Here is a 24,740-nt window from a genome sequence, read left to right as displayed (position 1 = left end):
AGTACGTTGAGGACAGAGGCAGCCAGCCCGGTGCTCGGATTCCGTTGGAGGACCGATGCGCGTCACGATCGCCGAGGTCGCCCGCCGAGCGCGGGTGAGCAAGACGACCGTGTCCCGGGTGCTCAACAACAAGTCCGACGTGGACGCCGCGACGGCGGTGCGCGTGCGGGAGGTCATCGCCGCCACCGGTTACATCCCCAGCGCCGGCGCCGTCGGCTTGGCGAAGGGCCGCACCCGGCTGGTCGGGGTGCTGGTGCCCGCGCTGTCACCGCAGGGGGTCGGCGAGGTGGTGCAGGGTGTGGCCGACGTCGTCGAGGCGCGGGACCACGGCCTGCTGTTGAGCACGCTCACGCAAGGTGCCGACTCGCTCACGCGCTTCACGCACCAAGTGCGGGCGCACGCCTTCGATGGGCTGCTGCTGCTCGACCCGCCCTCGGTCGTCACGGACAACGACGCGCTGCGCGACTCGGACCTGCCGGTGCTGGTGGTCGACGGCCCCGGGTCCGCGTTCCCGACCGTGACCGGCGACGAAGCCGCCGGGGCCGCCGCCGTCGCGCGGCACTTCCTGGCCCGCGGGCGCCGCCGCGTCGCCGTGGTGACCGGCCCCGGGGGTCGCGCCGCGACCCGGCTGGCGGGGTTCCGGTCCGTGCTCGGCGAAGCCGGCGTCCCGCTCCCCGGGCACGCCGTGACCGAGGCGGCGTTCACCGCCGGCAGCGGCCGTTCGGCCGTGCGCCGGCTCGTCGCGACGGGAGTCGGGTTCGACGCGGTGTTCGCCGGTGACGACGTGGTGGCCGCCGGTGTCCTCACCGGACTGCGCGAGGCCGGCCGGACCGTGCCCGACGACGTGCTCGTGGCGGGGTTCGGCGATCTGCCGCTCGCCGCGTTCACGCAGCCGCCGCTCACGACCGTGCGCCGGCCCCTGCGGGCACTGGGCGCCACGGCGGCCCGTCAGCTGCTGACCAGGCTCACCGGCGACCCCGGGGAGACCGCGGGGCCGGGGCCGATCGTGCTGCCGACCGAGCTCGTGGTGCGCGCGTCGGCGCCCTGAGCCCGGCCCGGCATGGATCCGAGGCAGGTCCGGCAGGGTCCGATGTGGACGCTTCAGCTCGCGATGCCCGCGTGGCCGAGGCCGGCGGGCAGCGCGAGGTTGTGGCCGGTGTGCTCGACCTTCGCCCGCAGGTACCGCACGTTGGTCTCCGTCGCGAACACCCCCGTGCGCACGCGCTCTCGTACTTCGAGCCCGTGGGCGGTCAGCTGCGCGGCCTTGTCGGGGTTGTTCGACAGCAGGTCGAGGCGGCGCACGCCGAGTGCGGTGAGCATCTGCGCGGCCGCGGTGTAGTCGCGGGCGTCCTCGGGCAGACCGAGCGCGGCGTTCGCCTCGTAGGTGTCGAGGCCGCCGTCCTGCAGGGCGTAGGCGTCGAGCTTGTTGTACAGGCCGATGCCCCGGCCTTCCTGGCGCAGGTAGAGCAGGTATCCCCCGGTCTCGGAGATGCGGGCGATCGACTCGCGCAGCTGCGGGCCGCAGTCGCACCGGGCCGAGCCGAAGACGTCACCGGTCAGGCACTCGGAGTGCATCCGCACGAGCGGCACCGGACCGGGCTCACCGAGCACGAACGCGAGGTGCTCCAGCCCGTCGGCGAGCCCGTGGAACGTCACGGCCTCCGAGTCGACGGCGAGGTCGTCGCCCAGCCGCAGCGGGATCCGCACCCGCGTACGCACCTGCGCCACCTTCGCCATCGGCTGCTCCGTTCTCCCAGTGGACCCAGATGGTTCAAATTCGAACCACGACTTGATCGACCCTACAACACCGTTCAAATTCGAACAACCTGCGTTACCATGGGTGCATGGCCGACCCCCGATGGCTCACGGATCGCCAGCTGCAGACCTGGCAGGCCTTCCTGGCGGTGAGCTCGCAGCTCAACCGCCGCGTCGAACAGCAGCTGCGCGACGACGCGGGGCTCTCGCACCCACAGTACGAAGTTCTGGCGCGCCTCGCCGCCGCCGGCGGCGCCCTGCGGATGACCGAGCTGGCCGGCGCCGCTCTCACGTCGAAGAGCGGCCTGAGCTACCAGGTCGGCCAGCTCGAGAAGACGGGGCTCGTCGGCCGCCGCTCGTGCGAGTCCGACGACCGTGGGGTGACCGCGTACCTCACCGATCTCGGCTGGTCACAGCTTCGTGAGGCCGCTGCCGGGCACGCGGCGGTGGTGTGCGAGCTGCTCGTCGACGCGCTCACGCCGGAGCAGTTCGGCGCCTTCGGCAGCGCGCTCGACACCCTGGAGGCCCGGTTGCTCGGCGCCGATCGGCCGCGCCGGACCGCCGTGTGACACTCGGCACGCCGCCCTACGACCCGACTGTCCTCTGTGTCCAGTCGGACACCGCCGGTCGCGGGGCCGGTTCGCCGGTCAGCAGCGCGAGGTCCGGCGGCACGAGCACCGCGGCGGCGAGCAGGCGGCCGAGCAGCAGCTCGTCATCACCGGCCGGGCGGAACCGCGCCCGCACCCCGTCGAGCGCGGCCCGCACGCCGGGTGGGGTCCAGGCCCCGCCCGGGTCGAGCGCGGCCAGCTGGACCGCCGCCCGCTCCGGCGGCACCGGCCGGGGCTGCGCCTCCCAGCGCAGGAAGCTCTGGCCGACCACGGCGAGCGCCAGCCGTTCGCGCGCGTCGAGCAGTCCGGCGGGGGGCCGGGCCGGCGGCGCGGGCCGGCCGTCGGCGACGTGCACCTCCAGCACGTGCTCGCGCCCGCGTGAGCCGTGCACGAACAGCGGCAGGTAACCACCCGGCAGGGGTACCGGCGCCGCACCGGTGAACAGGAGCCGGGATTCGGGCAGCCGCAACGGGACCTTGCCCGTCGCCCGCACCCACCAGCGGTCGCGGTGGTGCTCCAGCACACCGTGGCGGCGGCTCACGCGCCGGTCGTCCTCCCCGACCGGCACGGACACCTCCGCGGTGTTGCGCCCGAACGTCACCGGGCCGGGTGCCGTCGGCGGCACCAGCACTCCCCCGGCGAGCCCGAGCACGACCAGCGTGCCGGGCGGCGACGCGAAGCCCCGCGCCAGGCTCGGATGCCCGGCGGGCAGCGCCCGCATCCCCTCACCCGTCACGGCTTCCCCCGCCCCTCCCCGCGCGGGGCCTGCCCCACCGCGCGCCGGGAGGCTAACCGGGCGGTGCCGGGACCCCTCCCGGGGCGGATTCGCCGGGTGGTTCGAGCAGTGCGAGGTCCGGCGGCACCAGCGAAGTGGACAGCAGGAGCTCCTTCACGAGGTTGTCGTTGAGGGAGTTGCCCACTGGTTCGCCCACCTCTTCACGGGTGAGGCCCGCGACACCGGCGCGTGCGAGCCGCGTGCGCACGGCGACCACGAGGTGCTCCACGCGCTTGGGCGTCCAGCGGCCCTCCGGCACGAGCTCCGAAAGCTGCTCGGCGACCTGCCGCCACGCCATCGGCTGGGGGTAGGGCTGCTGCAACAGGTAGCGCTGGGCCAGCGCCACGAGCACGAGCCGTTCCTCGGGGCTCAGCCGCCACATCCGCGGGGGCTCGGTCACGTCCTGCGGCCGCGACTCCGGCCGTCGCCCGTCGGCGCCCGACACGTAGAGCTCCAGCAGGTGCTCGCGCTCCGCCGAACCGCGCACGAACACCGCCGTGTAGCCCTCGGCCAGGGGCACGGGTTCCTCTTCGGGGAACAGCAGCCGCGAACCGGGCAGGCGGATCGGCAGCCGCCCGGTGTTGTGCATCCACCACGCGTCGCGCCGGCGCACGAGGAAACCCTGCCTGCGGCTGACTTTCCGGTCGTCCTCGCCCACGCACACGTGCACGTCGTCGCGGTTGCGTCCGAAGAGGACCTCCCGGCCGTCGCGCGGCGGCATCCGCACGCCGCCGGTCACGGCGAGCGCGAAGATCGTGCCCGGCGCCGCGGGCGGCACGCCGTAGGCGAGGCTGCCGTGGTCGGCGCCGAGCGGCTCGGCCTGCCCGCCGGATCGCATCGCGGTCATGCCTGCGGCAGCTTCGAGACGACGTCGCCGGCGAGCGACGTGGCCGGGGCGCACAAGCCCTCCGAAGGCGGGTCGCCGTGCACGACGACCTTGATCTGCTCCACGGCGGCCTCCCCCTGTGCGTCGGTGTAGCGGCGGTACACCAGCAGAGCCTGGCACGTGTCGTCGGCGAAGTCGTCGGTCGCGAGATAAGCGTCATGGCCCGAAACCCGCACGAGCTGACCGGAGTCGCCGTCGGGCGGCTGGTCGCGGTCGAAGATCACGGTCACCGCGCGGGAGGACGCCGAGCTGTCCCCGTCGCAGGTCCAGTTCCCGTAGCCGGGCACGACCTGCACCGGAGCCGTGACGCCGGCGCCGCTGCCGAGTGTGGCGGAGTCGAGCAGCGCGCACGCGTCGACCTTCGCCAGTGAGCCGGCGGGGACCGGCGTGGCCCGGGCGGGCACGCCCGCCACGGCGAGCACCTTCGTGGCCGAGGCGACCGCGACGTCGGCCGCGGAGCACACAGCAAGGTGGTCGCCCTCGTCGTCGCTCACGGTCACGCGCACGAGGTAGTGGTCCTGCAGCTGGATCAGGCGCACGCAGTCGCCCTCCTGCGCGGGGTCGCCGAACACGTCGAACGGGCCGGAGCGCGAGCGCCGCCCCTCGGGCGCGGCACCGCCGGGCGGCGGGTCCTGCAGCTCCACCTTCACGTCGGCCTGCAAGTCGCCCCCGCGCCGCACGATCACGTCGCAGCGGTCGAAGTCGCCGTAGTCGGGGTCCACCTCGGCGTCACCGAAGGGCTTCAGCGGCGCCGCGTCCACGAGCCCGCACGGATCGGCTGCCCGCGGGTCCTTGCCGATGCCGAGCCTCGTGGCCACGGCGGGTGTCTGCGACACCGCGGCCGAGGTCGCCGGCCGGTCGTGGGCAGGCAGCACGAGCAAGGCCACCCCGGTGAGGACCACCACGGCCGCGACGGCCATCCCCGCCACCAGGATCCGCTTGCGGCGCCGCGGGGCACGGCCGCGCAACGCCGGTGCGGGCGGAAGACCGTCGACGCTCCGGGCGAGCAGTTCGTGCGCCGCGCCCGCCGTGGGCCGGTCTTCCGGCGCCGGCCGCATCAACGCGGTGAGCACGGGTGCGAGGTCACCCGCGTTGCGTGGCCGCGGGACGAGCCCCTCGGCCGCGCGCCGGATGGTCGCGTACTCGTTGCCGCCCTCGAACGGCGCCGCGCCCTCGACCGCGGCGAACAGGGTGGCGCCCAGGGAGAAGACGTCGGACGCGGCGGTCGGCGGGTGGCCCTGCGCCACCTCCGGCGCGAGGTAACCCGGGGTGCCGCCGATGTGCGGGGAGTCGGTCACCGTCTCGTCGGTGCGGACCGAGCGCGAGATCCCGAAGTCGGTGAGCTTGGCGCGGCCGTCGCCGGTGACGAGCACGTTGCCGGGTTTCACGTCGCGGTGCACGACCCCGCCCGCGTGCACCGCGGCGAGCGCGGCCGCGGCCTGAACCCCGATCTCCGCGACCGTGCGCACCGGCAGGTGTCCCTCGGCGGCGAGGATCTCGGCGAGACTGCGCGAGGGCACGTACTCCATCACGAGCCACAGTTCGTCGCCGTGCGCGACGACGTCGAAGAAGGTCACCACGTTCGGGTGCTGCACCCCGGCGGCCAGCCGGGCTTCGCGCCGCAGGGTTCGGCCGCTGACCGCGTCGGTGAGCCGGGCTTGTTTCACGGCCACCTCGCGGTCGAGGTGCTCGTCGTGCGCGCGCCACACCACGCCCATGCCCCCGGTGCCGATCCGCTCGAGCAGACGATAGCGCTCCGCGATCAGCTGGTCACCCTGCACCGACGCTCCCCTCGGCGTGGTCGGACCTCTGTGAGGTAACTCGCAGTGACGATACTGCATCACATCCGGTGGCAGGAGGCGGCCCGAACCGAGATCAGCCCCGGAACCCGCCGATGATCCACGCCGACGAACCCCGTGGCGCCGCCCACCCGATCGGCACGTCCCGACACTCCGCCGCGAGGCCGGAATCGACAAATCGTCGCGGCCGGGCCCGAACCGGCCGGCGCGCCGGTTCCCTTGGCCACCAAGGGAACCGGCGACCCCGCACCGTGAGGGCCGAGGTCACCCGTCCGGCCGATCAAGGGTCCACAGTGGACACCGGACCGTCAGAACCGTGGCGGGATTCGACGTATAGCCCGTTATACGAACGGGTACGGCCGGGTGATTCCTCCGGGAGGTGGTTGGATCACCGCGGGCGGGGGTATCTGGCGAGCGGTACGGGCAGGCGCGCCGCCTAAGGAGACCTCAATGCTGAGTCACCACGAACGCAGCGAGCTGGACAAGATCGAGCGCTGGTTCGAGTTCAGCGATCCGGAGCTGGCGGCGGCGCTCACCCGGGGCAAGCCGGCGTCGAGCCGCCGGCTGGTCGGCGTCCTCGCGATCCTGTTCGACCTCTCGGCGGTGGGGTTCCTCGTGGCCGGCCTGGTCACCACGAGCCCCGTCCTCACGCTGTGCGCACTGCTGTGCGCCGGTGGCGGCGTCGCGCTGCACATCGTGCACGGGCACGGCCGCTCCTGATCCGACCGGCCCGGGACCGACGCGGCTGACGTGCGCCCACCCGGGTGCGCACCCCACACTGGTGCGGTGTCCGCCTGGGTCCTGCACGTCGATCTCGACCAGTTCATCGCCGCGGTCGAGGTCGCGCGCCGGCCGGAGCTGCGCGGCCGGCCGGTGGTCGTGGGCGGCCACGGCGACCCGGCCGAACGGGCTGTGGTGGCCACCGCGTCGTACGAGGCCCGCGAGTTCGGCGTGCAGTCCGGCATGCCGCTGCGGCTGGCCGCGAAACGCTGTCCCGACGCGGTGTTCCTGCCCACCGACGCCCCGGTGTACCAGGAGGTGTCGGACCGCGTCATGGCCCGGCTGCGCGAGCTGCCGGTGGTGGTCGAGGTGCTCGGGTGGGACGAGGCGTTCCTCGGGCTCGACTCCGACGATCCCGAGGCTTTCGCCGCCGAGGTCCGCGCCGCCGTCGCCGACGAGACCGGGCTGTCGTGCTCGGTCGGCATCGGTGACAACAAGCTGCGCGCCAAGCTCGCCACGGGCTTCGCCAAACCCGCCGGGATCTTCCGGCTCACGCAGGAGAACTGGTGGGCCGTGATGGCCGAGCGGCCCCCCGACGCGCTGTGGGGCATCGGGCGCAAGACGGCCAAAAAGCTCGCCGAAGCAGGCTTCACGACCGTGCTGCAACTGGCCGGCGCACGCGCCGACGACCTCGCCGCGCGCTTCGGCCCGCGTCTGGGCCCGTGGTACCGCGTGCTGGCCGGCGGGATCGGCGACGCGGAGGTCACCGCGACCCCGTACGTCGCGCGCTCCCGCAGCCGCGAGACGACCTACCAGCAGGACCTCACCGACCCCGCGCGGATCGCCGAAGAAATCGACGGTCTCGCCGAGCGGGTCGTGCGCGATGTCGTGGCCGAGGGCCGCCCGGCAGCACGCGTGGCGGTGAAGGTGCGTTTCGCGCCGTTCCACACGCACACGCACAGCATCACGCTGCCGGAACCGACGTCGGACGCCGCAGCGATCGGGCGCGCCGCCCGGGAAGTGCTCGGGATGTTCACGCTCGGCCGGCCCGTGCGGTTGCTCGGCGTGCGTGCGGAGTTCCCGCCTCCGCCCGCGTGACCGGCGGCTCGTTTGGCCCACCGCACGGCGAGGTAGTTTAGGAGTTCGGCTCCCCAGGATCGAGGTGCGCCACATGTCCGAAATCGGCACCCCCGTGGCCGGCGACCGGTTCGCCGCCGGGCTGGGTGACGAGTTCGCCGAGCTCACCCGCGCCCTGCTGCGCGCCACGACCATCGGCGGGGTCCTGCAGCACCTGGTCGCCACCGCGGTCCGGGTGATCCCGGCGGCGAGCGTCGTGAGCGTGACGCTGCGTGCCCCCGACGGCCTGTTCTACACCCCCATCGAGACCGATCCGGTCGCCACCGAACTCGACCAGGTGCAGTACCACACCGGGGAGGGCCCGTGCCTCGACGCGGCCCGCCCGGACGGCCCCGCGCACGCCGAGACCCAGGACCTCGCCCACGAGCCCGCGTGGCCGCGGTTCGGGCCGATCGCGGCCGCGCGCGGGATGGGCTCGATGTTCGCCGTCGCCCTGCTGCCCGACGCGCGCGAGCCGCAGCTCGCCGGCGCCCTCAACGTTTACGCGAGAGAAGCCGGCGCCCTCACGGCCGCCGACCGCGACCTGGCGCTCCTGCTCGCGACCCACGGTTCGCTGGCGCTCGCGAACACGAGCGCCGTCACGGCCGCCGAGCTCGACAAGGCTCACCTGCGCAAGGCCATCGACTCGCGCGACGTGATCGGCCAGGCCAAGGGAATCCTGATGCAGCGGCGCGGCATCTCGGCCGACGAGGCGTTCGACCTCCTGCGCCGCATCTCCCAGGACCTCAACGTGAAGCTCGCGGTGCTGGCCGAGACCCTGACCACCCGTCACACCGAGCTCGACCTGCCCGGGCCGCCCGCTTGACAGCCTCCGGCCCGCCTTGCCAAATTGGTCGGCGGTAGAACGAACCGTGCGCCGCACCAGGCGCACTCCGGGCCGAGAGGCGCTGCGACGGAAACCCCGGTTTCCGCCACGCTCGGCCCGCGAGTTCCGGACAAGGGCGCCTCCTGCGAAGGAGGTGCCCTTTGTTGTATTCCGCACAGTTGTATTCCGCACAGTTGTATTCCGCACAGTCGTCGTCGGCAGAGTCCTTGTCAGCACAGTCGTCGTCGGCAGAGTCGTCGTCGGCACGGGCCTCGGCGGACGAGAACGATCGCGCGAACGGCGTCCGCACCTCCTGATCTCCCCGGGTGATCCGGTACCCCCGCAATGGGTGGTACCGCGATTCCCCCTGCCCTGAACCAGAAAACCCGCCGAAGGGGAACGGAAACCTCCATGAGCCCGAAACTGCAGAACATCGCCGGCGTCGAGTTCGCCGTGGCCGATCTGGCGCTGGCCGAGGCCGGGCGGACGCAGCTGCGCCTGGCCGAGCACGAGATGCCGGGTCTGATGGCCATCCGGCGCGAGTTCGCCGACGCGCAGCCGCTCAAGGGCGCCCGCATCGCCGGCTCGCTGCACATGACCGTGCAGACCGCCGTGCTGATCGAGACCCTCGTGGCGCTCGGCGCCGACGTGCGCTGGGTGTCGTGCAACATCTTCTCGACGCAGGACGAGGCCGCGGCCGCCGTCGTCGTCGGTCCGAACGGGACACCCGAGCGGCCCGAAGGCACGCCCGTGTTCGCGTGGAAGGGCGAGACCCTCGACGAGTACTGGTGGTGCACCGACCTGCTCTTCCGGTTCGCCGACGGGCAGGGCCCGAACATGATCCTCGACGACGGCGGGGACGCGACCCTGCTCGTCCACAAGGGAGTCGAGTTCGAGGCCGCGGGCGCCGTGCCGGCCGCCACCGAGGCGGACGGTGAGGAGTACGCGATCATCCTGCGCACGCTCGCCGAGAGCCTGGCGGCCGACCCGAAGCGCTTCACGCACATCGCCGGCGAGGTCCGCGGCGTGACCGAGGAGACGACCAACGGCGTCAAGCGGCTCTACAAGCTCGCGACCGAGGGCACGCTGCTGTTCCCGGCGATGAACGTGAACGACTCGGTGACGAAGTCCAAGTTCGACAACAAGTACGGCATCCGCCACTCGATGGTCGACGGCCTCAACCGCGCCACCGACGTGATGATCGGCGGCAAGCTCGCCGTCGTGTGCGGGTACGGCGACGTCGGCAAGGGGGCCGTGGAGGCGCTGCGCGGCCAGGGCGCGCGGGTGGTGGTCACGGAGATCGACCCGATCTGCGCGCTGCAGGCGGCCATGGAGGGCCTCGACGTGGTCGAGCTCGACGACGTCGTGGAGCGCGCCGACATCTTCCTCACCACGACCGGCAACTTCGGCATCATCTCCGCCGCGCAGATGGGGCGGATGAAGCACAACGCGATCGTCGCCAACGTCGGCCACTTCGACAACGAGATCGACATGGCCGGCCTCGCCAAGGTGGCGGGCATCCGGAAGCTGGAGATCAAGCCGCAGGTGCACGAGTGGGCCTTCCCCGCGTCCGACGGGCGCGCGGCGCACTCGATCATCGTGCTGTCCGAGGGCCGGCTCATGAACCTCGGCAACGCGACCGGGCACCCGTCCTTCGTGATGTCGAACTCGTTCGCGAACCAGGCGATCGCACAGATCGAGCTGTTCACCAAGCCCGGTGAGTACCCGGTGGGCGTGCACCGGCTGCCGAAGCTGCTCGACGAAAAGGTGGCGCGGCTGCACCTCGACGCCCTCGGCGTGCGGCTCACGAAGCTCACCAAGGAGCAGGCGGAGTACATCGGCGTGGACGTGGCGGGGCCGTTCAAGCTCGAGCACTACCGCTACTGAGCCCCGGCAGGCCCCCGCGGTCTCCGGGTCCGGGAGACAACGGGTCCGGAAACAACGGGTGCGGGAAATAAGGGGTCCTCCGGCTCCGAGGGGGAGGGAGAGCCGAAGGACCCCGTTAGTGTTAGCACATCGCCAAGCCGGTGTACACAGCTGCATACACGATCGGGTAAGGATCGAGGCCTGGGGAGCCTCGGCCGGAAACCGTGAAGGCCTCGCTCCCCGGGCAGCCGGGGAGCGAGGCCTTCACGGTCACTGGGCCGCGGGAGGGCTCAGGAAGCCTGCCGGAGCTCCGTCTCCACTTCGACGACGAGCGTGCACGAGCAGTCGGCGTCGACGGTGTGGCAGTCGATGATCAGGGCGTGGCGCACGCGGTCGAGGTTCACGCAGCCCTCGTCGGTGCACTCCGCGAACCCGCCGTCGGGGTGAACCACGAGGGTTCCGTGACAGTGGTCGATCCCGCTGGTGCAGAACGCGCACTCCATGCTCAGGCCGCCTTCCGCGCTCGTGCTCTTTCGGACGTGTCTCGTCCGGCGTGTCCAGTCCGGCGTGTCCCAACCAGACACGCCTTATCAGACCGGACACCATCTTGGTACCACCGGTGGGCGCCAGAGTCTGGCATACGAGCGGCGTGTCGCCGCACCCGGTCCGGTGATCCCGGACGGAACCGGTTTCCCTGGGCGCGGCGGGAAAACGCGGTCAGGCGCTCTTCGGGCGGCGGGCGCGCGGGGTGGCCTTCTTGGCCGGCTTCTCCTCGCCGGCCGCGGCCTTGCGCGAACGCGACGCCGGGGCCTTGGCGGGCGCGGCCGAGCGCGACTTGCGGGCTTCGGACACACTCGCCTCCAGCGCCGCCATGAGGTCGACCACGTCGGCCTTCGCCCCCACGGCACCGGGTTTCGCGGTCTCGTTGCCCGAGATCTTGGCCTCGATCACGGATTCGAGCGCCTCACGGTAGCCGTCGGTGTACTTTTCGGACTCGAACACCGGCTCCGACAGCGAGTCGATCAGCGAGCCCGCCATCGTCACCTCCTGCGGGCGCACCTGGGGCGGATCCTCGCGCAGGAACGGGAAATCGGGCGTGCGCACCTCGTCGGGCCAGAGCATGGTGGTCATCACCAGCACGTCGGACACCACCCGCAGCAGCGCCAGGCTCTCACGCTGGCGCACGGCGACCTTCGCGATGGCCACGTGACCGGCCTTGTTCAGCGCGTCGCGCAGCACCACGTACGGCTTGACGGCGTTCTTCTGCGGCTCGAGGTAGTAGGTCTTGTCGAACTGGATCGGGTCGATCGACTCGAGCGGCACGAACTCCAGCACGTCGATCGTGCGCTGGGTGGCCAGGGGCAGGTCGGCGAGGTCGGCGTCGGTGATCACGACCATCTCGCCGTCGGGCAGCTCGTAACCCTTGGCGATCTCCGCGTAGGGCACCTCCTGCCCGTCGACCGTGCAGAAGCGCTTGTACTGAATGCGGCCACCGTCGGACTCGTGCACCTGACGCAGTGACACGTTCTTGTTCTCCGTGGCCGCGTACAGCTGGATCGGGATGCTGACCAGCCCGAACGACACCGAGCCCTTCCACATCGACCGCATGCGCGCTCCTCCGCCGTCCGCCGGGTGCTCCACCTCACGCTCGGTAACTACCGTAGCCCGGATCGTCCGATCACGACAGTCCCGCAGCTCGGCACCCCTCCCGACCGGCCCATCCTGACCTGCGACGACGGGCACCGGCCGGTCACCAGGGGTAGCCGCCACAGCCGAATCCGGTTTCACAAAAGTGCGGGGCACGCAGATTATTGCGTGCCCCGCACTTTTGCTACGCTGGTGCGCATGCCCCCCGAATCCGTGGCGCCCGTGCTCGGGCTGCGCGAACGCAAGAAGCTGGCAGCCCGGCAGGCGCTGGGCTCGGCGGCGTTGCGGCTCGCGCTCGACCGCGGACTCGACCAGCTGCGGGTGGAGGACATCGCGAACGAGGTCGGGGTCTCACCGCGCACCTTCAACAACTACTTCTCCAGCAAGGAGGAGGCGGTGTGCTCGTTCATCGTCGCGCAGCAGGAACGGATCCGGGAGGCACTGCTCGCCCGGCCCGCCGGTGAGCCGCTGTGGGACGCCGTGATCAACGCGGCGGTCGAGCAGGCCACGCGCGAAGGCTCGCCCCGGCGCGACGACGTGCGGCGCATGCGCGACATGCTCCGCAACGCCGGCCTGTTCGCGGAGATGCTGCGCGCGCACGCCACGGTGGAGCGGGTCCTGGCCGAAGCCGTGGCAGAGCGGGCCGGCAGCACCGCAAATCCGTTGCACGCGAGGATGCTCGCGGGGATCGTACAGAGCGCTTTCCGCATCTCGTTCCACACGTGGCTGGCGTCGGGGCCGGACGCGGAGCTCGTGCCCACGTTCGTGGACCTGCTAAGGGAAGCGTCCGCGGGCATGCCCGCCCTGACCGCGTCCGCCGAGAGCACCACCGCACCGAGCACCACCGCACCGAGCACCGCACCACCGAACACGACAACACCGTGAACCATCCAAACCGGACACAACACCACAGAACACCACCCTGGGGGAGAACCGACCCGTGCTGATCCGCCTGTTGCGCAGTCATCTGCGCCCCTACAAGACGGCCATCTGGCTGGTCGTCGTGCTGCAACTGGTGCAGACGATCGCCGCGCTGTACCTGCCGACCCTCAACGCCGACATCGTCGACAACGGGCTCGTGAAGGGCGACACCGGCTACATCATGCGGATCGGCGGCATGATGCTGCTGGTCACGCTGGTGCAGATCGCCGGTTCGGTCGGCGCAGTGTACTTCGGCGCGCGCACCGCCATGTCGCTGGGCCGGGACGTGCGTGCCTCGGTGTTCCACCGGGTGCAGGACTTCTCCGCCCGCGAGGTCGGCCAGTTCGGCACGCCGTCGCTCATCACCCGCACCACCAACGACGTGCAGCAGATCCAGATGCTGGTGCTGATGACGCTCACGCTGATGGTGTCGGCGCCGATCATGTGCGTCGGCGGCATCGTCCTGGCGCTGAACCAGGACGTGCCGCTCTCGTCGCTGCTGCTGGTGATCGTGCCGGTGCTGGCGATCGCCGTGGGCCTGATCATCGCCCGCATGCGCCCGGCGTTCCGGCTCATGCAGGTGCGCATCGACAAGATCAACCAGGTGATGCGCGAGCAGATCATGGGCATCCGCGTGATCCGCGCGTTCGTGCGCGACAAGCGCGAGCGCGAGCGGTTCGGCCAGGCCAACGACGAGCTGTTCGCCGTGTCGCTGCGGGTCGGCCGGCTGATGGCGCTGATGTTCCCCACGGTGATGCTGGTGGTCAACGTCTCCAGCGTCGCCGTGCTGTGGTTCGGCGGGCAGCGCATCGAGAGCGGCTCGATGCAGATCGGCGCCCTGACCGCGTTCCTGGCCTACCTGCTGCAGATCCTGATGTCGGTCATGATGGCCACCTTCATGTTCATGATGGTGCCGCGCGCCGAGGTGAGCGCCGAGCGCATCTCCGAGGTCCTCGACACCGAGTCGAGCGTGCGCCCACCGGTCTCCCCCGTCTCCCCCGGCCGCGTGCACGGCGTGCTGGAGCTGACCGACGTCGAGTTCTGCTACCCGGGCGCGGAAAAGGCGGTGCTGCGCGACATCTCGCTGATCGCGCGGCCCGGTGAGACCACCGCAGTGATCGGCAGCACCGGCAGCGGCAAGACCACGCTGCTCAACCTCATCCCCCGGCTCATGGACGCCACCGCCGGCACCGTGCGCGTCGACGGCATCGACGTGCGCGAGCTCGACCCGGCGGTGCTGGCCTCGGTAGTCGGGATGGTGCCGCAGAAGCCGTACCTGTTCGCGGGCACGGTGGCGAGCAACCTGCGCTACGGCAACCCGGACGCGACCGACGAGGAGCTCTGGCACGCGCTGGAAGTGGCGCAGGGCAAGGACTTCGTCTCGCGCATGCCCGAAGGGCTCGACGCCCCCATCGCCCAGGGCGGCACCAACGTCTCGGGTGGTCAGCGCCAGCGGCTCGCGATCGCGCGGATGCTGGTGCACAAACCCGAGATCTACCTGTTCGACGACTCGTTCAGCGCCCTGGACTACGCGACCGACGCGGCCCTGCGCCGCGCACTGACCGACGAGACCCGCGACGCGACGGTGGTCATCGTCGCGCAGCGCGTGAGCACCATCCGCGGCGCCGACCGGATCGTCGTCCTCGACGACGGCGCCGTCGTCGGCACCGGAACCCACCACGAACTGATGGACGGCAACGAAACGTACCGCGAGATCGTGCTTTCGCAGCTGACCGAGCAGGAGGCGGCGTGAGTACACAACGGCGGACGCTTACTCACGACGCCGATCGCGTGCGGGTGTCCCGCATGACACAGGAGGCGGCGTGAGCGAGACAACCGAGAACAGCGGATCGGTCGCGACGGAGGTCGGCGAGCGGCCGACGGCGGCTCGCAACAAGAACGTCGCACCGGCCGCGGGGCCGGGGCGGTTCATGGCCGGCGGCATGCCACCCGAGAAGGCCATGGACTTCAAGGGCTCGCTGGCCCGGCTCCTGCGCCTGCTGCGGCCGCAGCGGGCGGCGCTGATCGGCGTGCTGGTGCTCGGCACGATCAGCGTTGCGCTGACGGTGATCGGGCCGAAGGTCCTCGCGCAGGCCACCGACCTGATCTTCGCGGGCGTGATCGGCAAGAACCTGCCCGCGGGCACCACGAAGGAAGCGGTGGTCGCGGGTCTGCGGGCGCAGGGCAACACCACGCTCGCGGACATCTTCTCCCGCGCCGACATCGTGCCGGGCCAGGGCATCGACTTCACGGCCGTGGGCCGGGTGCTGCTGATCGTGCTGGCGCTGTACGTGATCGCGTCGTTCTTCGGCCTGATCCAGGCCCGGCTCACGACGAGCCTGGTGCAGAGCGCGGTCTTCTCGCTGCGCCGCGACGTGGAGGACAAGCTCGCCCGGCTGCCGCTGCGCTACTTCGACCGCCAGCCGCGCGGTGAGGTGCTCAGCCGCGTCACCAACGACATCGACAACCTCGCGCAGTCGCTTCAGCAGACGCTCGCGCAGATCGTCACGTCGGTGCTCACGGTGGTCGGCGTGCTGGTGATGATGTTCCTGATCTCGCCGCTGCTGGCGGTCATCGCGCTGCTGACCGTGCCGGCGTCGGTGTTCATCGCGGCGAAGATCGGCAAGCGCGCGCAGCCGCAGTTCATCAAGCAGTGGGCCACGACCGGCAAGCTCAACGCGCACATCGAGGAGATGTACACCGGCCACTCGCTGGTGAAGGTCTTCGGCCGTCGCGAAGAGGCCGAGGCGATGTTCCGCGAACAGAACGACACGCTGTACAACGCGAGCTTCCGGGCGCAGTTCATCTCCGGCACGATCCAGCCGGCGATGATGTTCATCGGCAACCTGAACTACGTGCTGGTGGCCGTGATCGGCGCGCTGCGCGTGGCCTCGGGCAGCCTGACACTGGGCGACGTGCAGGCGTTCATCCAGTACTCGCGCCAGTTCAGCCAGCCGGTGACGCAGATCGCGAGCATGGCGAACCTGCTGCAGTCGGGTGTCGCGTCGGCCGAACGAGTGTTCGCGCTGCTGGACGCGAAGGAGCAGGAGCCCGAACCGGAGCACCCGCAGCGCCCGGCCGTGGTCCACGGCAAGGTCGAGTTCCAGGACGTGTCCTTCCGCTACCTCGAGGACACGCCGCTGATCGAGCACCTCTCGCTCACGGTGGAGCCGGGTCAGACGGTCGCGATCGTCGGGCCGACCGGCGCCGGCAAGACCACGCTCGTGAATCTGCTGATGCGGTTCTACGAGATCGACAGCGGCCGCATCACGCTCGACGGCGTGGACATCGCGAAGATGGACCGCGAGGAACTGCGCGACAAGACCGGCATGGTGCTGCAGGACGCGTGGCTCTTCGGCGGCACCATCGAGGAGAACATCGCCTACGGCGCCGACGAGGTGACCCACGAGCAGGTCGTCGAAGCGGCCACGGCGACCTACGTCGACCGCTTCGTGCGCACCCTGCCCGACGGTTACGCCACGGTGCTCGACGACGAGGGCGGTTCGGTCAGCGCCGGGGAGAAGCAGCTGATCACGGTGGCGCGGGCGTTCCTCGCGCGGCCGCACATCCTCATCCTCGACGAGGCGACGTCCTCCGTGGACACCCGCACGGAGGTGCTGATCCAGCGGGCGATGAACTCGCTGCGCCAGGGCCGCACGAGCTTCGTGATCGCGCACCGGCTGTCCACGATCCGCGACGCCGACGTGATCCTCGTGATGGAGTCGGGCCGCATCGTGGAGCAGGGCAACCACGAAACCCTGCTGCACTCGGGCGGCGCGTACTCCCGGCTGTACGCGGCGCAGTTCGCCGAGGCGATGGCCGAGACGGACTGATCCACCGAGCCCGCTCCGGGGCGGTGCCGCAGGGTTTCCCTGCGGCACCGCCCCGGACGCGTTTTCAGGACTCGCGGTTCAGGGCACGCTTCCGGGCCGCGGCACGTTGCGCAGGTTGGACTTCGCGAGCTGCAGCATCTTGCCCACGCCGCCGCCGAGCACGGTGCGGCTCGCGGCGAGCGCGAAACCGCGGACCTGGGCGGCCGTGATGTTCGGCGGGATCGACAGGGCGTTGGGGTCGGTCACGACGTCGAGCACCGCCGGGCCGTTGTGGTCGAGGATCTCGCGGATGCCGTCGCGCACGTCGGCCGGCTTCTCGACGCGGCGCGAGTGCAGCCCGGCCGCGCGGGCGATGGCCGCGAAGTCGACCGAGTCGTGGTCGGTCTGGAACTCGGGCAGGCCGTCCACGAGCATCTCGAGCTTCACCATGCCGAGCGAGGAGTTGTTGAACACCACGGCTTTCACGGGCAGGGCGTGGGTTTTCAGCGTGAGCAGCTCCCCCATCAGCATCGCCAGGCCGCCGTCGCCGCACATCGCCACGACCTGGCGCCCCGGCGCGGCCGCCTGCACGCCGATCGCGTGCGGCAGGGCGTTGGCCATGCTGCCGTGCACGAACGAGCCGATCAGCCGGCGTCGGCCGTTGGGCGTGACGTAGCGCGCCGCCCAGACGTTGCCCATGCCGGTGTCCACGGTGAACACCGCGTCGTCGGCCGCCTCCTCGTCGAGGATGTCGGCGACGTACTCGGGGTGCAGCGGCACCCGCTGCGCGACATCGCTGGTGTACGCGTCGACCACGCGCTGCAGGCCGCGTTCGTGCTTGTGCAGCATGGCGTGCAGGAACGAGCGGTCCTCCCGCCTCCGCAGCCGCGGCAGGGCGGCGCGGATCGTTGCGCCGACGTCGCCCAGCACCCCGAACTCGAGCACCGTGCGGCGGCCGATGCGGGCCGGGTCGATGTCCACCTGCACCGTGTTGCGCTGCGGCAGGAACGTGTCGTACGGGAAGTCGGTGCCGAGCAGCAGCACGAGGTCGGCCTCGTGCATCGCGTCGTAGCAGGCGCCGTAGCCGAGCAGGCCGCTCATACCGACGTCGAACGGATTGTCGTACTGCACGAACTCCTTGCCCCGCATGGAATGCCCGACGGGCGCGCCGATCGTGTCGGCCAGGGCCAGCAGGTCTTCGTGGGCGTCGCGGCAGCCCGCGCCGGCCATGATCATCACCTTGTCGGCGCGGTTGATCCGGTCCACGAGCCGGTCGACGTCACCCGCGGCGGGCACGATCGCCGGCGGCGTGCCCAGCGGCGCCGACACGCCCGTCGCGTTGGCCGCGGACTCGGCCATGGTGTCGCCGGGCAGCACCAGCACGGCCGCGCCACGCCGGCCCACGGCGTTCTGCACCGCGATCCGCGCCAGCCGCGGCATCTGCTCGGGGCTGCTCACCAGCTCGCAGTAGTGCGAGCACTCGGCGAACAGCTGCTGCGGGTGCGTCTCCTGGAAGAACCCGGTGCCGATCTGCGTCGACTGGATGTGCGACGCGAGCGCGAGCACCGGCGCGCCCGAGCGGTGCGCGTCGTAGACCCCCTGGAGCAGGTGGAGGTTGCCGGGGCCGCAGCTGCCCGCGCACACGGCGAGCTCGCCGGTCAACTGCGCCTCGGCAGCCGCGGCGAACGCGCCGGCCTCCTCGTTGCGCACGTGCACCCAGTCGATCCCGCCCCGCGCCGAGCCGCCGGTGCGGCGCACGGCGTCCACGACGGGGTTGAGGCTGTCGCCCACCACGCCGTAGATGCGGCGCACACCGGACTGCACGAGAACGTCGATCAACTGGTCGGCCACGGTCGCCATGAGCGGTCCTTTCCCTCGGTCCCCCGCAGTCTGGCACCTCGCCGCGGCGATCGCCGCACCCTTGACAACTATTCTTGTCAATGACACGGTGGGTTTTCCGTCAGGTGAGGAGGAACCGGTCATGAGCAACGAGTTCGAGGTCGCCAAACAAGTCGAGCTGCCCGCGTCGCCGGAGGCCGTGTGGGACGCCGTGGCGACGGGGCCGGGCATCGACTCGTGGTTCATGGGCAAGCACGAGGTCGACGCCGGGGCGCAGCGAATCCGCTTCACCATGGGCGAGTTCACCAGCGAAGCCGAGATCACCACGTGGGACCCGCCCCACCGCTTCGCCTACCGCGGTGCGGCGGCACCCGACGGCAGCTTCGACGCGTTCGAGTTCCTGGTGGAGGCGGCCGAGGGCGGCACGTCGGTGCTGCGGTTCATCCACCACGGGTTCACCGCGCAGGACTGGGGCGAGGAATACCACGAGAGCTTCGGCCGCGGCTGGGACATGTACCTGCACACGCTCGGCCAGCTCCTGGAGCACTTCCCCGGTCGCCGGGCCCGGTACGTGATCGCCAGTGGCCCCGAGTCGTCGGCGAAACCCGAAGCCTGGGCGAAGCTGGTTCGGGCACTGGGTCTGCCCGAGTCACCCCAGGCCGGGCAGCCCGTGCGGTTCACAGCCGACGGCATCGGACCGGTCGAAGGCGTTCTCGACTACTCGACGCCGCACTACGCCGGCATCCGGACCCAGGACGCGCTCTACCGCTTCCACGAACGCTCCACGCTCGGGATGCCGATCGCCCTCGGGCACCACCTCTTCGCGGCCGGCGCCGACGTCGAGCAGGAAACCAAGGCGTGGCAGGCCTGGTTGGAGCACGCCCTGGCGTGAGCGGGCGCTAGAGTGGGCGCATCCTGAGGGGACGGGGGCCACGCCTGCGATGGCGGACGAACTCGCCGAACGCCGCCGTCGGCGCGCACTCGGCCAGGCGACCGAACCGGCCCCCGAGCGCCCGATCGAGCACGGTGCCGGTTCAGCGAGCGGTGTTTTCGTCGTCCACGAACACCGCGCGAGCCAGGTGCACTGGGACCTGCGGCTCGAACAGGACGGCGTGCTCGTGTCGTGGACGGTGCCGCGTGGCGTGCCGCGCTTCCCCGGCCAGGCCCGGCTCGCGATCCCGATCGACGACCAGCCCCTGGCCTACGCCAGCTTCGAAGGCGAGATCCCGGCCGGGGAGTACGGCGCGGGAACGGTCGGGATCTGGGATCGCGGCCGCTACGAGACCGTGCACCGCGACGAGCACCGCTTCGAGTTCGTGCTGCACGGCGAGCGCCTGTGCGGCCGCTACGAGCTGACCCGCGACACCTCCGGCACCGACGGTCGGCGCCTGCGCCGCCTCGAGAACGCCGAGCCCGGCGACGAGGACACCCCGCGGTTCCTCGCGCCGATGCCCGCGCGGCCGGGCCGGATGCCCTCGACCGCCGAGGACGCCGACTGGGCGTACGAGTTCGCGTGGCCGGGCCGGCGCACCCTGCTGCGCGTGAGCGGCGCGCGGGTGACGGCGCTGGACGAGACCGGCGCCGACGTGACCGCCCGCTACCCCGAACTGCGCGGGCTCGGCGCGCAGCTCGGATCCACGGAAGCCTTGCTGGACGGGCACATCGTGGTGTTCGCCGACGGTCGGCCGGACCCGGTGGGGTCACGCCGCCGCGCGGAAGCCGACCCGGACGGCGCGCGCCGCCTCGTGGACCGGCACCCCGCGTTCTACTTCGCGTCCGACGTGCTGCACCTCGACTGCCGCTCGCGACTGGACCTGCCCTACGACGAGCGCCGCGCGCTGCTCGACGGGCTCGGCCTGGCCGGAGACCACTGGCAGGTCCCCGCGACCCACCTCGGCGACGGCGGCGCGGTCGCGCGGGCCGCCCGCGACCACGGCCTGCCGGGGCTGCTCGCGAAACGCCGCGTGAGCCCGTACCGGCCCGGGCGCGCCAACACGGACTGGCTGTTCGTGGCAGCTCCGGACGTGCGGCGGGTGCTCATCGCCGGCTGGCGTCCCGGCGGGGGCAGCCGGGCGGGCACGTTCGGCTCGCTGCTGCTGGCCGTGCCCGAGGGAGAGGGACTGCGTTACGCGGGCAGCGTCGGCGTCGGCTTCTCACGGGCGGAGCTCGGCGTGCTGGCCGCGATGCTCGCGCGGCTGGCCCAGCCCCAGGCGCCGTTCCCCGACGTGCCGGCCCATCCCGACGCGCGCTGGGTGCGGCCCGTGCTCGCCGCGGAGGTCGTGCACGGGCCGAAGTCCGCGCCGCGCTGGCGCGGGCTGCTCACCGAGCCCGGGTAGCGGGGCGGCGCAGGCACAGCGCGATGCCGGCCAGCAGCACCACGGCACTGGCGACGAGGTTGCCGACCAACCCGCCCGCGGACGGCGCCGTCTCGTCGCCGTAGCGAAGCAGGAACGGCGAGACCCCGGCCCAGACGCCGAGCACCGGCAGGACCCACGTGAGGGCCTGCGGCCGCGTGGTGCGCGCCCGCACCGCCGCGAGCACGATGATGGCCAGACCGGCCACCGTGTTGCTGATCGCGAGCTCGGCCGCGCCGCCGAAGCGCGCCAGCCACGGCCCGATGATCAAGTACAGACCGGCCAGCACGGCCAGCCCCGCGGCGCCGCCGACGAGGGCGCCGACGGCCCCGTTCGCGCCGGTGCGTTCTGTCGTGGTGGACATCCCGGATCACCTTTCCCTGGTCGGACCTCACCTGGTCGGGTTCACGGGTGGAGTACCCACGATCGGTGCGGCTTGCCCGGGCGAGGTGATCTTCCACCCGATCGGCGGGATCAGGCGCGGGCGGCGGCGCAGGCGTCGACGAGCCGTGGCCGCACGTCGAAGGCCTGGGCGGCGCCTGTGACGTCGAAGACCCGCAGCACGAGCCGGCCGGTCGCGACGATGGACAAGGTGGGCCGCGTCCGGCTCGTCTCCTCGAGCGCGCGCAGGCCGGCGCAGCTGAGGAAGCCGACGCGCGAAAGGTCGACCACGAGCTTGTCCCCCACCACGCACGCCTCGGCGAGCACCGTGCGGAAGTCGCCGACCGAAGCGGCGTCGATCTCGCCCGCGGCGGTGACCAGCACGAGATCGTCGTCGCTCACGGTGGTCAGGAGGGTGAGACCGGAATCCCCTCTGCGCTGGGGCATTGGATTGACGGTACGCCCTCGGTGGGCACGGTCAACCCCCGGACGAGGCGCAGGTGGGCGACCTCACCGCTCACCCGGGGTGACGAGGGGCGGAGAAACTGTGATCGGCGCTGATGGGCCGGGCCGGGGACTGCCCATCGCCCTCAGTGGTGGGCAGTCCCCGGCCTCGCGCAGGAGTGGTCCGATCAGCCGCCGCTCGTGTAGTAGGTGATGTCCCAGTGGGTGCCCTCGTCGCAGTAGAGGTTGCTCGACGGGGCCCGCCACTGCGGGTAACCGTCGCCGCGCAGGCCGATGTAGGAGAAGCTGTTCTTGATGTAGCTGTCGATGCAGCTGTTGTGCGAGATGTCGACCTTGTAGCCGTTGTAGTGGCTGTAGGTGCCCGAGGCGTGGCCGACTTCGGTGCCGCCGGTGATGTTGATCGCGCAGCCGCTGGCGCGCTTGAGCGTGATCACGCCGCTCACGGTGGTCTGGTTGATCTGTTCGTACGACGTGCAGGTGGAGTTCGACCGGGTCGTGCACCCGCCGCTCGACGAGTGTGTGACACCCGCCGCCGACAGCTGCGAAGCCGCCTGGGCCTGCGTCAGCTTCGTGACGGCGGGCGCGGCCGACGCCGTGGCGGTGCCGAGCGCCGCCACGGCCGCGGCGGCGGCCAGTCCGACGGCCGCGCGGGGCAGCATCGGAGGAACGCGCATGACTTGCCTCCTCGTGGGGACCAATGACGGGGGCAGCACAGCGCGCGGGTCCATAACTTCGCCAAACGCGTCCACGCCGGCCCCAGCGAGGACGGGTGTCAGAACCTGATCTTCGTCAAGACTTCACGAGCCCGGTCGCCGACGGGTGAATCACTCGAAGCTGCGTCCAGCTCCCGCAGGGCGCGCAGCTCCCACAGCGGGAACCCGAGGTCGCGGAACACGTCCGCGGCACCGGTGAGCGCGCGGCGCGCCCCGGCCCCGGTGTCCGCCTTGCCCAGGCTGAGCAGCGCGTATCCGGTGCCGCGGCGGTCGTTCAGCTCGTGGAACACGGTCAGCGCGCTGCGCAGGTGGCGCCGCGCCCCGGCCGGGTCCGCGGCTTTCAGGCGGGCTTCGGCGAGGCTGCGGTGGGTGTAGGCGGCCGCGTGCCGGTGGCCGATCTGCTCGAACAGGTCCAGCGACCGGGTCAGGCAGCGCTCGCCCTCGGCGACCTCGCCGGCGTCGGTGTGCAGGTCGCCGAGGCTGCGCAGCACGTGGGCCTCCCAGTGCCGCTCACGCGTGCGGACGGCGCCACCGAGCGCGCCGGCCAGCAGGTCGGCCGCGCGGTCGGTGCGCCCGTGGCGGCGCAGGACGTCGGCGTAGCGCTTGGCGACCTGGTCGTGCCAGCGGCCCGCGCAGTCGCTGACCAGCAGCAGCGCGGCCTCGAAGCTCTCCACGGCCCGGCGTACGTCACCGAGGTCTTCCGAGAGGCCACCGAACTGTGCGGCCGCGATCGCCTGGCCCCGCACGTCGCCGCACGCGCGCAGCAGGGCCAGCGCCTCCCGCAGCTCCGCCACGGCGAGCTCGGCCTGGCCGGCGTCGGCGTCGAGGTCGGCCAGCGCCACCAGCGCCGCACCGCGGCCCCGCGGGTCGCCGAGCTCCTCGAACCGCGTGCCGGCCAAGGCGAAGTACGTGCGGGCCCGCCGGGCGCGCCCGGCTTGCCAGTGCACCGACGCGAGGGTGAACAGCTTGCCCGCCTCGGCCGGACCGTCACCGAGCCGCCGAGCCGCCGCGAGCCCGACGATCGAGACGGCCCGCGCGGACCGGCCGAGCCACGGCGTGCCCGCCAGCGCCGCACACGCGTCGGACAACCGGGCGGCGAGCGCGTGCCACTGCCCGCGGCCCGCGAGCCGCGCGGCCGTGGCGACCAGCTCCGTCTCCCGCTGCCGCCAGCCCGCGGGATCCGTGGTCGCGGCACGCGCCGCCCCCACGTCCGGCGGCCTGACCGGCGGCCCGGCCGGCGTGAATCCCTGGTCCGACCCGGAAAGCACCCGCTCGGCGAGCGCCAGGACGGCCTCGAGGGCACGGCGCAGGGCAATCCGGTCGGGTTCGGTGCCGGGGCGACGCGCGAGGTCGGGGCAGGCGGAGCGCGGCACGGAGTGACGCTCGGCGGGGGTTGCGAGGCGTTCGGCGGGGGTTGCGGGCCTGAGGCCCGGCGCGGCGGCCCGATCCTGTCCGACGCCAGGCAGGTCGGGAGCACGCGGCACCCCACGGCGGTCGCGGACGGCGGTGGTCGGCAGATGGCGCTCGGCCAAGTCGTCGAGACTTTCGCGGGCCTCAGCGGGCCTGGCACCCGGCACGGCGGCCCAGTCCCGTTCGCCGCCAGGCAGGATGGGAACGCGCGCCACCCCACGGCCATGGCAGTCACCGGCGGTCGGCACATCGCGCTCGGTCACGGTTTCGAGGTGGTCGCCGGGCTCGGCGGGTCGCATGGCCGGCCCTGCGGCCCGGCCCGATTCGGCGCCAGGCGGCCGGGTGACACGCGCCGCCCCACGACGGCCGCGGTCGTCACTGCGCGGCGGATGGCGCTCAGCCGGCCCGTCGAGGTCCTCGGCGGTCACCGCGGGCCGCACGCCTGGCACGGCGACCCGGCCCCGTTCGCCGACCGGCAGGCCAGGAACGCGTCGCACCCCACGGCCGTGGTAGTCACCCGCGGGCGGCAGGTCGCGCTCGGCCATGCTTTCGAGGTGGTCGGCCACCGCCCCGGACCGAACACCCGGCACAGCGACCCGATCCCGTTCCCCGCCAAGCAGGCCGGGAACGCGCGACACCGCACCCCGGTCGCAGTCGTCGGTGGACGACAACTGGCGCTCCGCCAAGCCGCCGAGACCCTCGCGCCCCTGGACAGGCCGGACACCCAGCCCGGCGGCCCGCTCCGGTTCACCGCCAGGCAGGCGCACAACGCGCGAACCGGCGTGACGGTCGCGGTCGTCGGCGGTCGACAACTGGCGCTCCGCCAAGCCGCCGAGACCCTCGCGCC

23 protein-coding genes and 1 riboswitch are annotated in these 24,740 nt (G+C 72.1%); of the genes, 12 read left to right on the top strand and 11 right to left on the bottom strand.

The window, feature by feature from the left end:
• Window positions 1–55: 55 nt before the first annotated feature.
• Entirely contained in the window at window positions 56–1,048 is a 993-nt protein-coding gene (locus ACWEOE_RS15410) for a LacI family DNA-binding transcriptional regulator (protein ID WP_452008903.1), read from the top strand.
• 53 nt (window positions 1,049–1,101) lie between these two features.
• Here the strand turns inward: ACWEOE_RS15410 and ACWEOE_RS15405 are convergent, their stop codons facing one another.
• Window positions 1,102–1,737, bottom strand: coding sequence for a GTP cyclohydrolase II (locus ACWEOE_RS15405; RefSeq protein WP_452008900.1), 636 nt, complete (start codon window positions 1,735–1,737; stop codon window positions 1,102–1,104).
• A 107-nt stretch (window positions 1,738–1,844) separates the two neighbouring features.
• On the opposite strand from ACWEOE_RS15405, the gene ACWEOE_RS15400 reads away from it, so the two are divergent.
• Window positions 1,845–2,324, top strand: coding sequence for a MarR family winged helix-turn-helix transcriptional regulator (locus ACWEOE_RS15400; RefSeq protein WP_452008898.1), 480 nt, complete (start codon window positions 1,845–1,847; stop codon window positions 2,322–2,324).
• A gap of 16 nt (window positions 2,325–2,340) precedes the next feature.
• On the opposite strand, the gene ACWEOE_RS15395 is transcribed toward ACWEOE_RS15400, so the two are convergent.
• From ACWEOE_RS15395 to ACWEOE_RS15385, 3 genes are read right to left on the bottom strand one after another with little or no spacing between them, the layout of a single operon-like run.
• Window positions 2,341–3,099, bottom strand: a complete 759-nt coding sequence (locus tag ACWEOE_RS15395) for an FHA domain-containing protein (RefSeq protein ID WP_452008895.1) — start codon at window positions 3,097–3,099, stop codon at window positions 2,341–2,343.
• Window positions 3,100–3,151: 52 nt separating this feature from the next.
• Window positions 3,152–3,985: an FHA domain-containing protein gene (locus ACWEOE_RS15390; RefSeq protein ID WP_452008893.1), complete on the bottom strand. Its 834-nt coding sequence runs from the start codon at window positions 3,983–3,985 to the stop codon at window positions 3,152–3,154.
• Complete coding sequence (locus tag ACWEOE_RS15385; protein ID WP_452008890.1) at window positions 3,982–5,805, bottom strand: serine/threonine-protein kinase; 1,824 nt, start codon at window positions 5,803–5,805, stop codon at window positions 3,982–3,984. Before ACWEOE_RS15385 ends, ACWEOE_RS15390 begins: the two co-directional genes overlap by 4 nt.
• Window positions 5,806–6,273: 468 nt before the next feature.
• Between ACWEOE_RS15385 and ACWEOE_RS15380 the strand changes: the two genes are divergently transcribed.
• From ACWEOE_RS15380 to ahcY, 4 genes are all read left to right on the top strand, one after another.
• A complete protein-coding gene (locus tag ACWEOE_RS15380; protein WP_452008887.1) occupies window positions 6,274–6,543 on the top strand; it encodes a DUF3040 domain-containing protein in 270 nt (89 codons plus the stop codon).
• A gap of 66 nt (window positions 6,544–6,609) precedes the next feature.
• Entirely contained in the window at window positions 6,610–7,641 is a 1,032-nt protein-coding gene (locus ACWEOE_RS15375; protein ID WP_452008885.1) for a DNA polymerase IV, read from the top strand.
• 73 nt (window positions 7,642–7,714) lie between these two features.
• The gene (locus tag ACWEOE_RS15370; RefSeq protein WP_452008883.1) at window positions 7,715–8,485 is read left to right on the top strand and encodes a GAF and ANTAR domain-containing protein; all 771 of its coding nucleotides are present in this window, start codon (window positions 7,715–7,717) and stop codon (window positions 8,483–8,485) included.
• Window positions 8,486–8,553: 68 nt separating this feature from the next.
• A riboswitch (S-adenosyl-L-homocysteine riboswitch) is annotated at window positions 8,554–8,634 on the top strand.
• 262 nt (window positions 8,635–8,896) lie between these two features.
• Window positions 8,897–10,372 (top strand): adenosylhomocysteinase, encoded by a 1,476-nt coding sequence (gene ahcY / locus ACWEOE_RS15365; RefSeq protein WP_452008880.1) that lies wholly within the window; start codon window positions 8,897–8,899, stop codon window positions 10,370–10,372.
• A gap of 269 nt (window positions 10,373–10,641) precedes the next feature.
• Here ahcY and ACWEOE_RS15360 read toward each other — a convergent pair whose 3' ends face one another.
• Both ACWEOE_RS15360 and ku read right to left on the bottom strand, forming a co-directional pair.
• Window positions 10,642–10,854: a hypothetical protein gene (locus ACWEOE_RS15360; RefSeq protein WP_452008877.1), complete on the bottom strand. Its 213-nt coding sequence runs from the start codon at window positions 10,852–10,854 to the stop codon at window positions 10,642–10,644.
• Window positions 10,855–11,068: 214 nt separating this feature from the next.
• Entirely contained in the window at window positions 11,069–11,959 is an 891-nt protein-coding gene (gene ku, locus ACWEOE_RS15355; protein ID WP_452008875.1) for a non-homologous end joining protein Ku, read from the bottom strand.
• A gap of 237 nt (window positions 11,960–12,196) precedes the next feature.
• Here ku and ACWEOE_RS15350 point away from each other — a divergent pair, with 237 nt between their 5' ends.
• The 3 genes from ACWEOE_RS15350 (at window position 12,197) to ACWEOE_RS15340 (ending at window position 16,752) form a co-directional block, all read left to right on the top strand.
• The gene (locus ACWEOE_RS15350; RefSeq protein WP_452008873.1) at window positions 12,197–12,883 is read left to right on the top strand and encodes a TetR/AcrR family transcriptional regulator; all 687 of its coding nucleotides are present in this window, start codon (window positions 12,197–12,199) and stop codon (window positions 12,881–12,883) included.
• Between the two features lie 55 nt (window positions 12,884–12,938).
• Window positions 12,939–14,672, top strand: a complete 1,734-nt coding sequence (locus ACWEOE_RS15345) for an ABC transporter ATP-binding protein (protein WP_452008870.1) — start codon at window positions 12,939–12,941, stop codon at window positions 14,670–14,672.
• Window positions 14,673–14,850: 178 nt separating this feature from the next.
• Window positions 14,851–16,752 carry an ABC transporter ATP-binding protein gene (locus tag ACWEOE_RS15340; RefSeq protein WP_452009440.1) on the top strand — a complete coding sequence of 634 codons (1,902 nt, stop codon included), beginning with the start codon at window positions 14,851–14,853 and terminating at the stop codon, window positions 16,750–16,752.
• 78 nt (window positions 16,753–16,830) lie between these two features.
• Here the strand turns inward: ACWEOE_RS15340 and ACWEOE_RS15335 are convergent, their stop codons facing one another.
• Window positions 16,831–18,591: a pyruvate dehydrogenase gene (locus ACWEOE_RS15335; RefSeq protein ID WP_452008868.1), complete on the bottom strand. Its 1,761-nt coding sequence runs from the start codon at window positions 18,589–18,591 to the stop codon at window positions 16,831–16,833.
• Window positions 18,592–18,712: 121 nt separating this feature from the next.
• On the opposite strand from ACWEOE_RS15335, the gene ACWEOE_RS15330 reads away from it, so the two are divergent.
• Together ACWEOE_RS15330 and ACWEOE_RS15325 are read left to right on the top strand one after the other, a co-directional pair.
• Window positions 18,713–19,462 (top strand): SRPBCC family protein, encoded by a 750-nt coding sequence (locus tag ACWEOE_RS15330; protein WP_452008865.1) that lies wholly within the window; start codon window positions 18,713–18,715, stop codon window positions 19,460–19,462.
• 49 nt (window positions 19,463–19,511) lie between these two features.
• The gene (locus ACWEOE_RS15325) at window positions 19,512–20,906 is read left to right on the top strand and encodes a DNA polymerase ligase N-terminal domain-containing protein (RefSeq protein ID WP_452008863.1); all 1,395 of its coding nucleotides are present in this window, start codon (window positions 19,512–19,514) and stop codon (window positions 20,904–20,906) included.
• On the opposite strand, the gene ACWEOE_RS15320 is transcribed toward ACWEOE_RS15325, so the two are convergent.
• The 4 genes from ACWEOE_RS15320 to ACWEOE_RS15305 all read right to left on the bottom strand — a co-directional run bounded on the left by ACWEOE_RS15320 (window position 20,890) and on the right by ACWEOE_RS15305 (window position 23,856).
• Complete coding sequence (locus ACWEOE_RS15320; RefSeq protein ID WP_452008860.1) at window positions 20,890–21,288, bottom strand: SPW repeat protein; 399 nt, start codon at window positions 21,286–21,288, stop codon at window positions 20,890–20,892. The genes ACWEOE_RS15325 and ACWEOE_RS15320 overlap by 17 nt on opposite strands.
• Before the next feature lie 110 nt (window positions 21,289–21,398).
• Window positions 21,399–21,752 (bottom strand): STAS domain-containing protein, encoded by a 354-nt coding sequence (locus ACWEOE_RS15315; RefSeq protein WP_452008859.1) that lies wholly within the window; start codon window positions 21,750–21,752, stop codon window positions 21,399–21,401.
• 185 nt (window positions 21,753–21,937) lie between these two features.
• Window positions 21,938–22,444 carry a hypothetical protein gene (locus tag ACWEOE_RS15310; RefSeq protein ID WP_452008856.1) on the bottom strand — a complete coding sequence of 169 codons (507 nt, stop codon included), beginning with the start codon at window positions 22,442–22,444 and terminating at the stop codon, window positions 21,938–21,940.
• Window positions 22,445–22,542: 98 nt separating this feature from the next.
• Window positions 22,543–23,856, bottom strand: coding sequence for a tetratricopeptide repeat protein (locus ACWEOE_RS15305; protein ID WP_452008853.1), 1,314 nt, complete (start codon window positions 23,854–23,856; stop codon window positions 22,543–22,545).
• 261 nt (window positions 23,857–24,117) lie between these two features.
• Between ACWEOE_RS15305 and ACWEOE_RS15300 the strand changes: the two genes are divergently transcribed.
• On the top strand, window positions 24,118–24,740 hold a 623-nt coding region (locus tag ACWEOE_RS15300; protein ID WP_452008851.1), incomplete at its 3' end, for a hypothetical protein.

The sequence above is a fragment of the Amycolatopsis sp. NPDC004368 genome (assembly GCF_053602515.1).
This window is presented reverse-complemented; position numbering and strand designations above follow the sequence as displayed.

Coding starts and splice junctions, on each gene's coding strand:
- ku (WP_452008875.1), bottom strand. CDS start 11,959: ATGCGGTCGATGTGGAAGGGCTCGGTGTCGTTCGGGCTGGTCAGCATC.
- ACWEOE_RS15330 (WP_452008865.1), top strand. CDS start 18,713: ATGAGCAACGAGTTCGAGGTCGCCAAACAAGTCGAGCTGCCCGCGTCG.
- ACWEOE_RS15315 (WP_452008859.1), bottom strand. CDS start 21,752: ATGCCCCAGCGCAGAGGGGATTCCGGTCTCACCCTCCTGACCACCGTG.
- ACWEOE_RS15380 (WP_452008887.1), top strand. CDS start 6,274: ATGCTGAGTCACCACGAACGCAGCGAGCTGGACAAGATCGAGCGCTGG.
- ACWEOE_RS15310 (WP_452008856.1), bottom strand. CDS start 22,444: ATGCGCGTTCCTCCGATGCTGCCCCGCGCGGCCGTCGGACTGGCCGCC.
- ACWEOE_RS15410 (WP_452008903.1), top strand. CDS start 56: ATGCGCGTCACGATCGCCGAGGTCGCCCGCCGAGCGCGGGTGAGCAAG.
- ACWEOE_RS15340 (WP_452009440.1), top strand. CDS start 14,851: ATGGCCGGCGGCATGCCACCCGAGAAGGCCATGGACTTCAAGGGCTCG.
- ACWEOE_RS15325 (WP_452008863.1), top strand. CDS start 19,512: ATGGCGGACGAACTCGCCGAACGCCGCCGTCGGCGCGCACTCGGCCAG.
- ACWEOE_RS15405 (WP_452008900.1), bottom strand. CDS start 1,737: ATGGCGAAGGTGGCGCAGGTGCGTACGCGGGTGCGGATCCCGCTGCGG.
- ACWEOE_RS15370 (WP_452008883.1), top strand. CDS start 7,715: ATGTCCGAAATCGGCACCCCCGTGGCCGGCGACCGGTTCGCCGCCGGG.
- ACWEOE_RS15320 (WP_452008860.1), bottom strand. CDS start 21,288: ATGTCCACCACGACAGAACGCACCGGCGCGAACGGGGCCGTCGGCGCC.
- ACWEOE_RS15360 (WP_452008877.1), bottom strand. CDS start 10,854: ATGGAGTGCGCGTTCTGCACCAGCGGGATCGACCACTGTCACGGAACC.
- ACWEOE_RS15335 (WP_452008868.1), bottom strand. CDS start 18,591: ATGGCGACCGTGGCCGACCAGTTGATCGACGTTCTCGTGCAGTCCGGT.
- ACWEOE_RS15400 (WP_452008898.1), top strand. CDS start 1,845: ATGGCCGACCCCCGATGGCTCACGGATCGCCAGCTGCAGACCTGGCAG.
- ACWEOE_RS15390 (WP_452008893.1), bottom strand. CDS start 3,985: ATGACCGCGATGCGATCCGGCGGGCAGGCCGAGCCGCTCGGCGCCGAC.
- ahcY (WP_452008880.1), top strand. CDS start 8,897: ATGAGCCCGAAACTGCAGAACATCGCCGGCGTCGAGTTCGCCGTGGCC.
- ACWEOE_RS15350 (WP_452008873.1), top strand. CDS start 12,197: ATGCCCCCCGAATCCGTGGCGCCCGTGCTCGGGCTGCGCGAACGCAAG.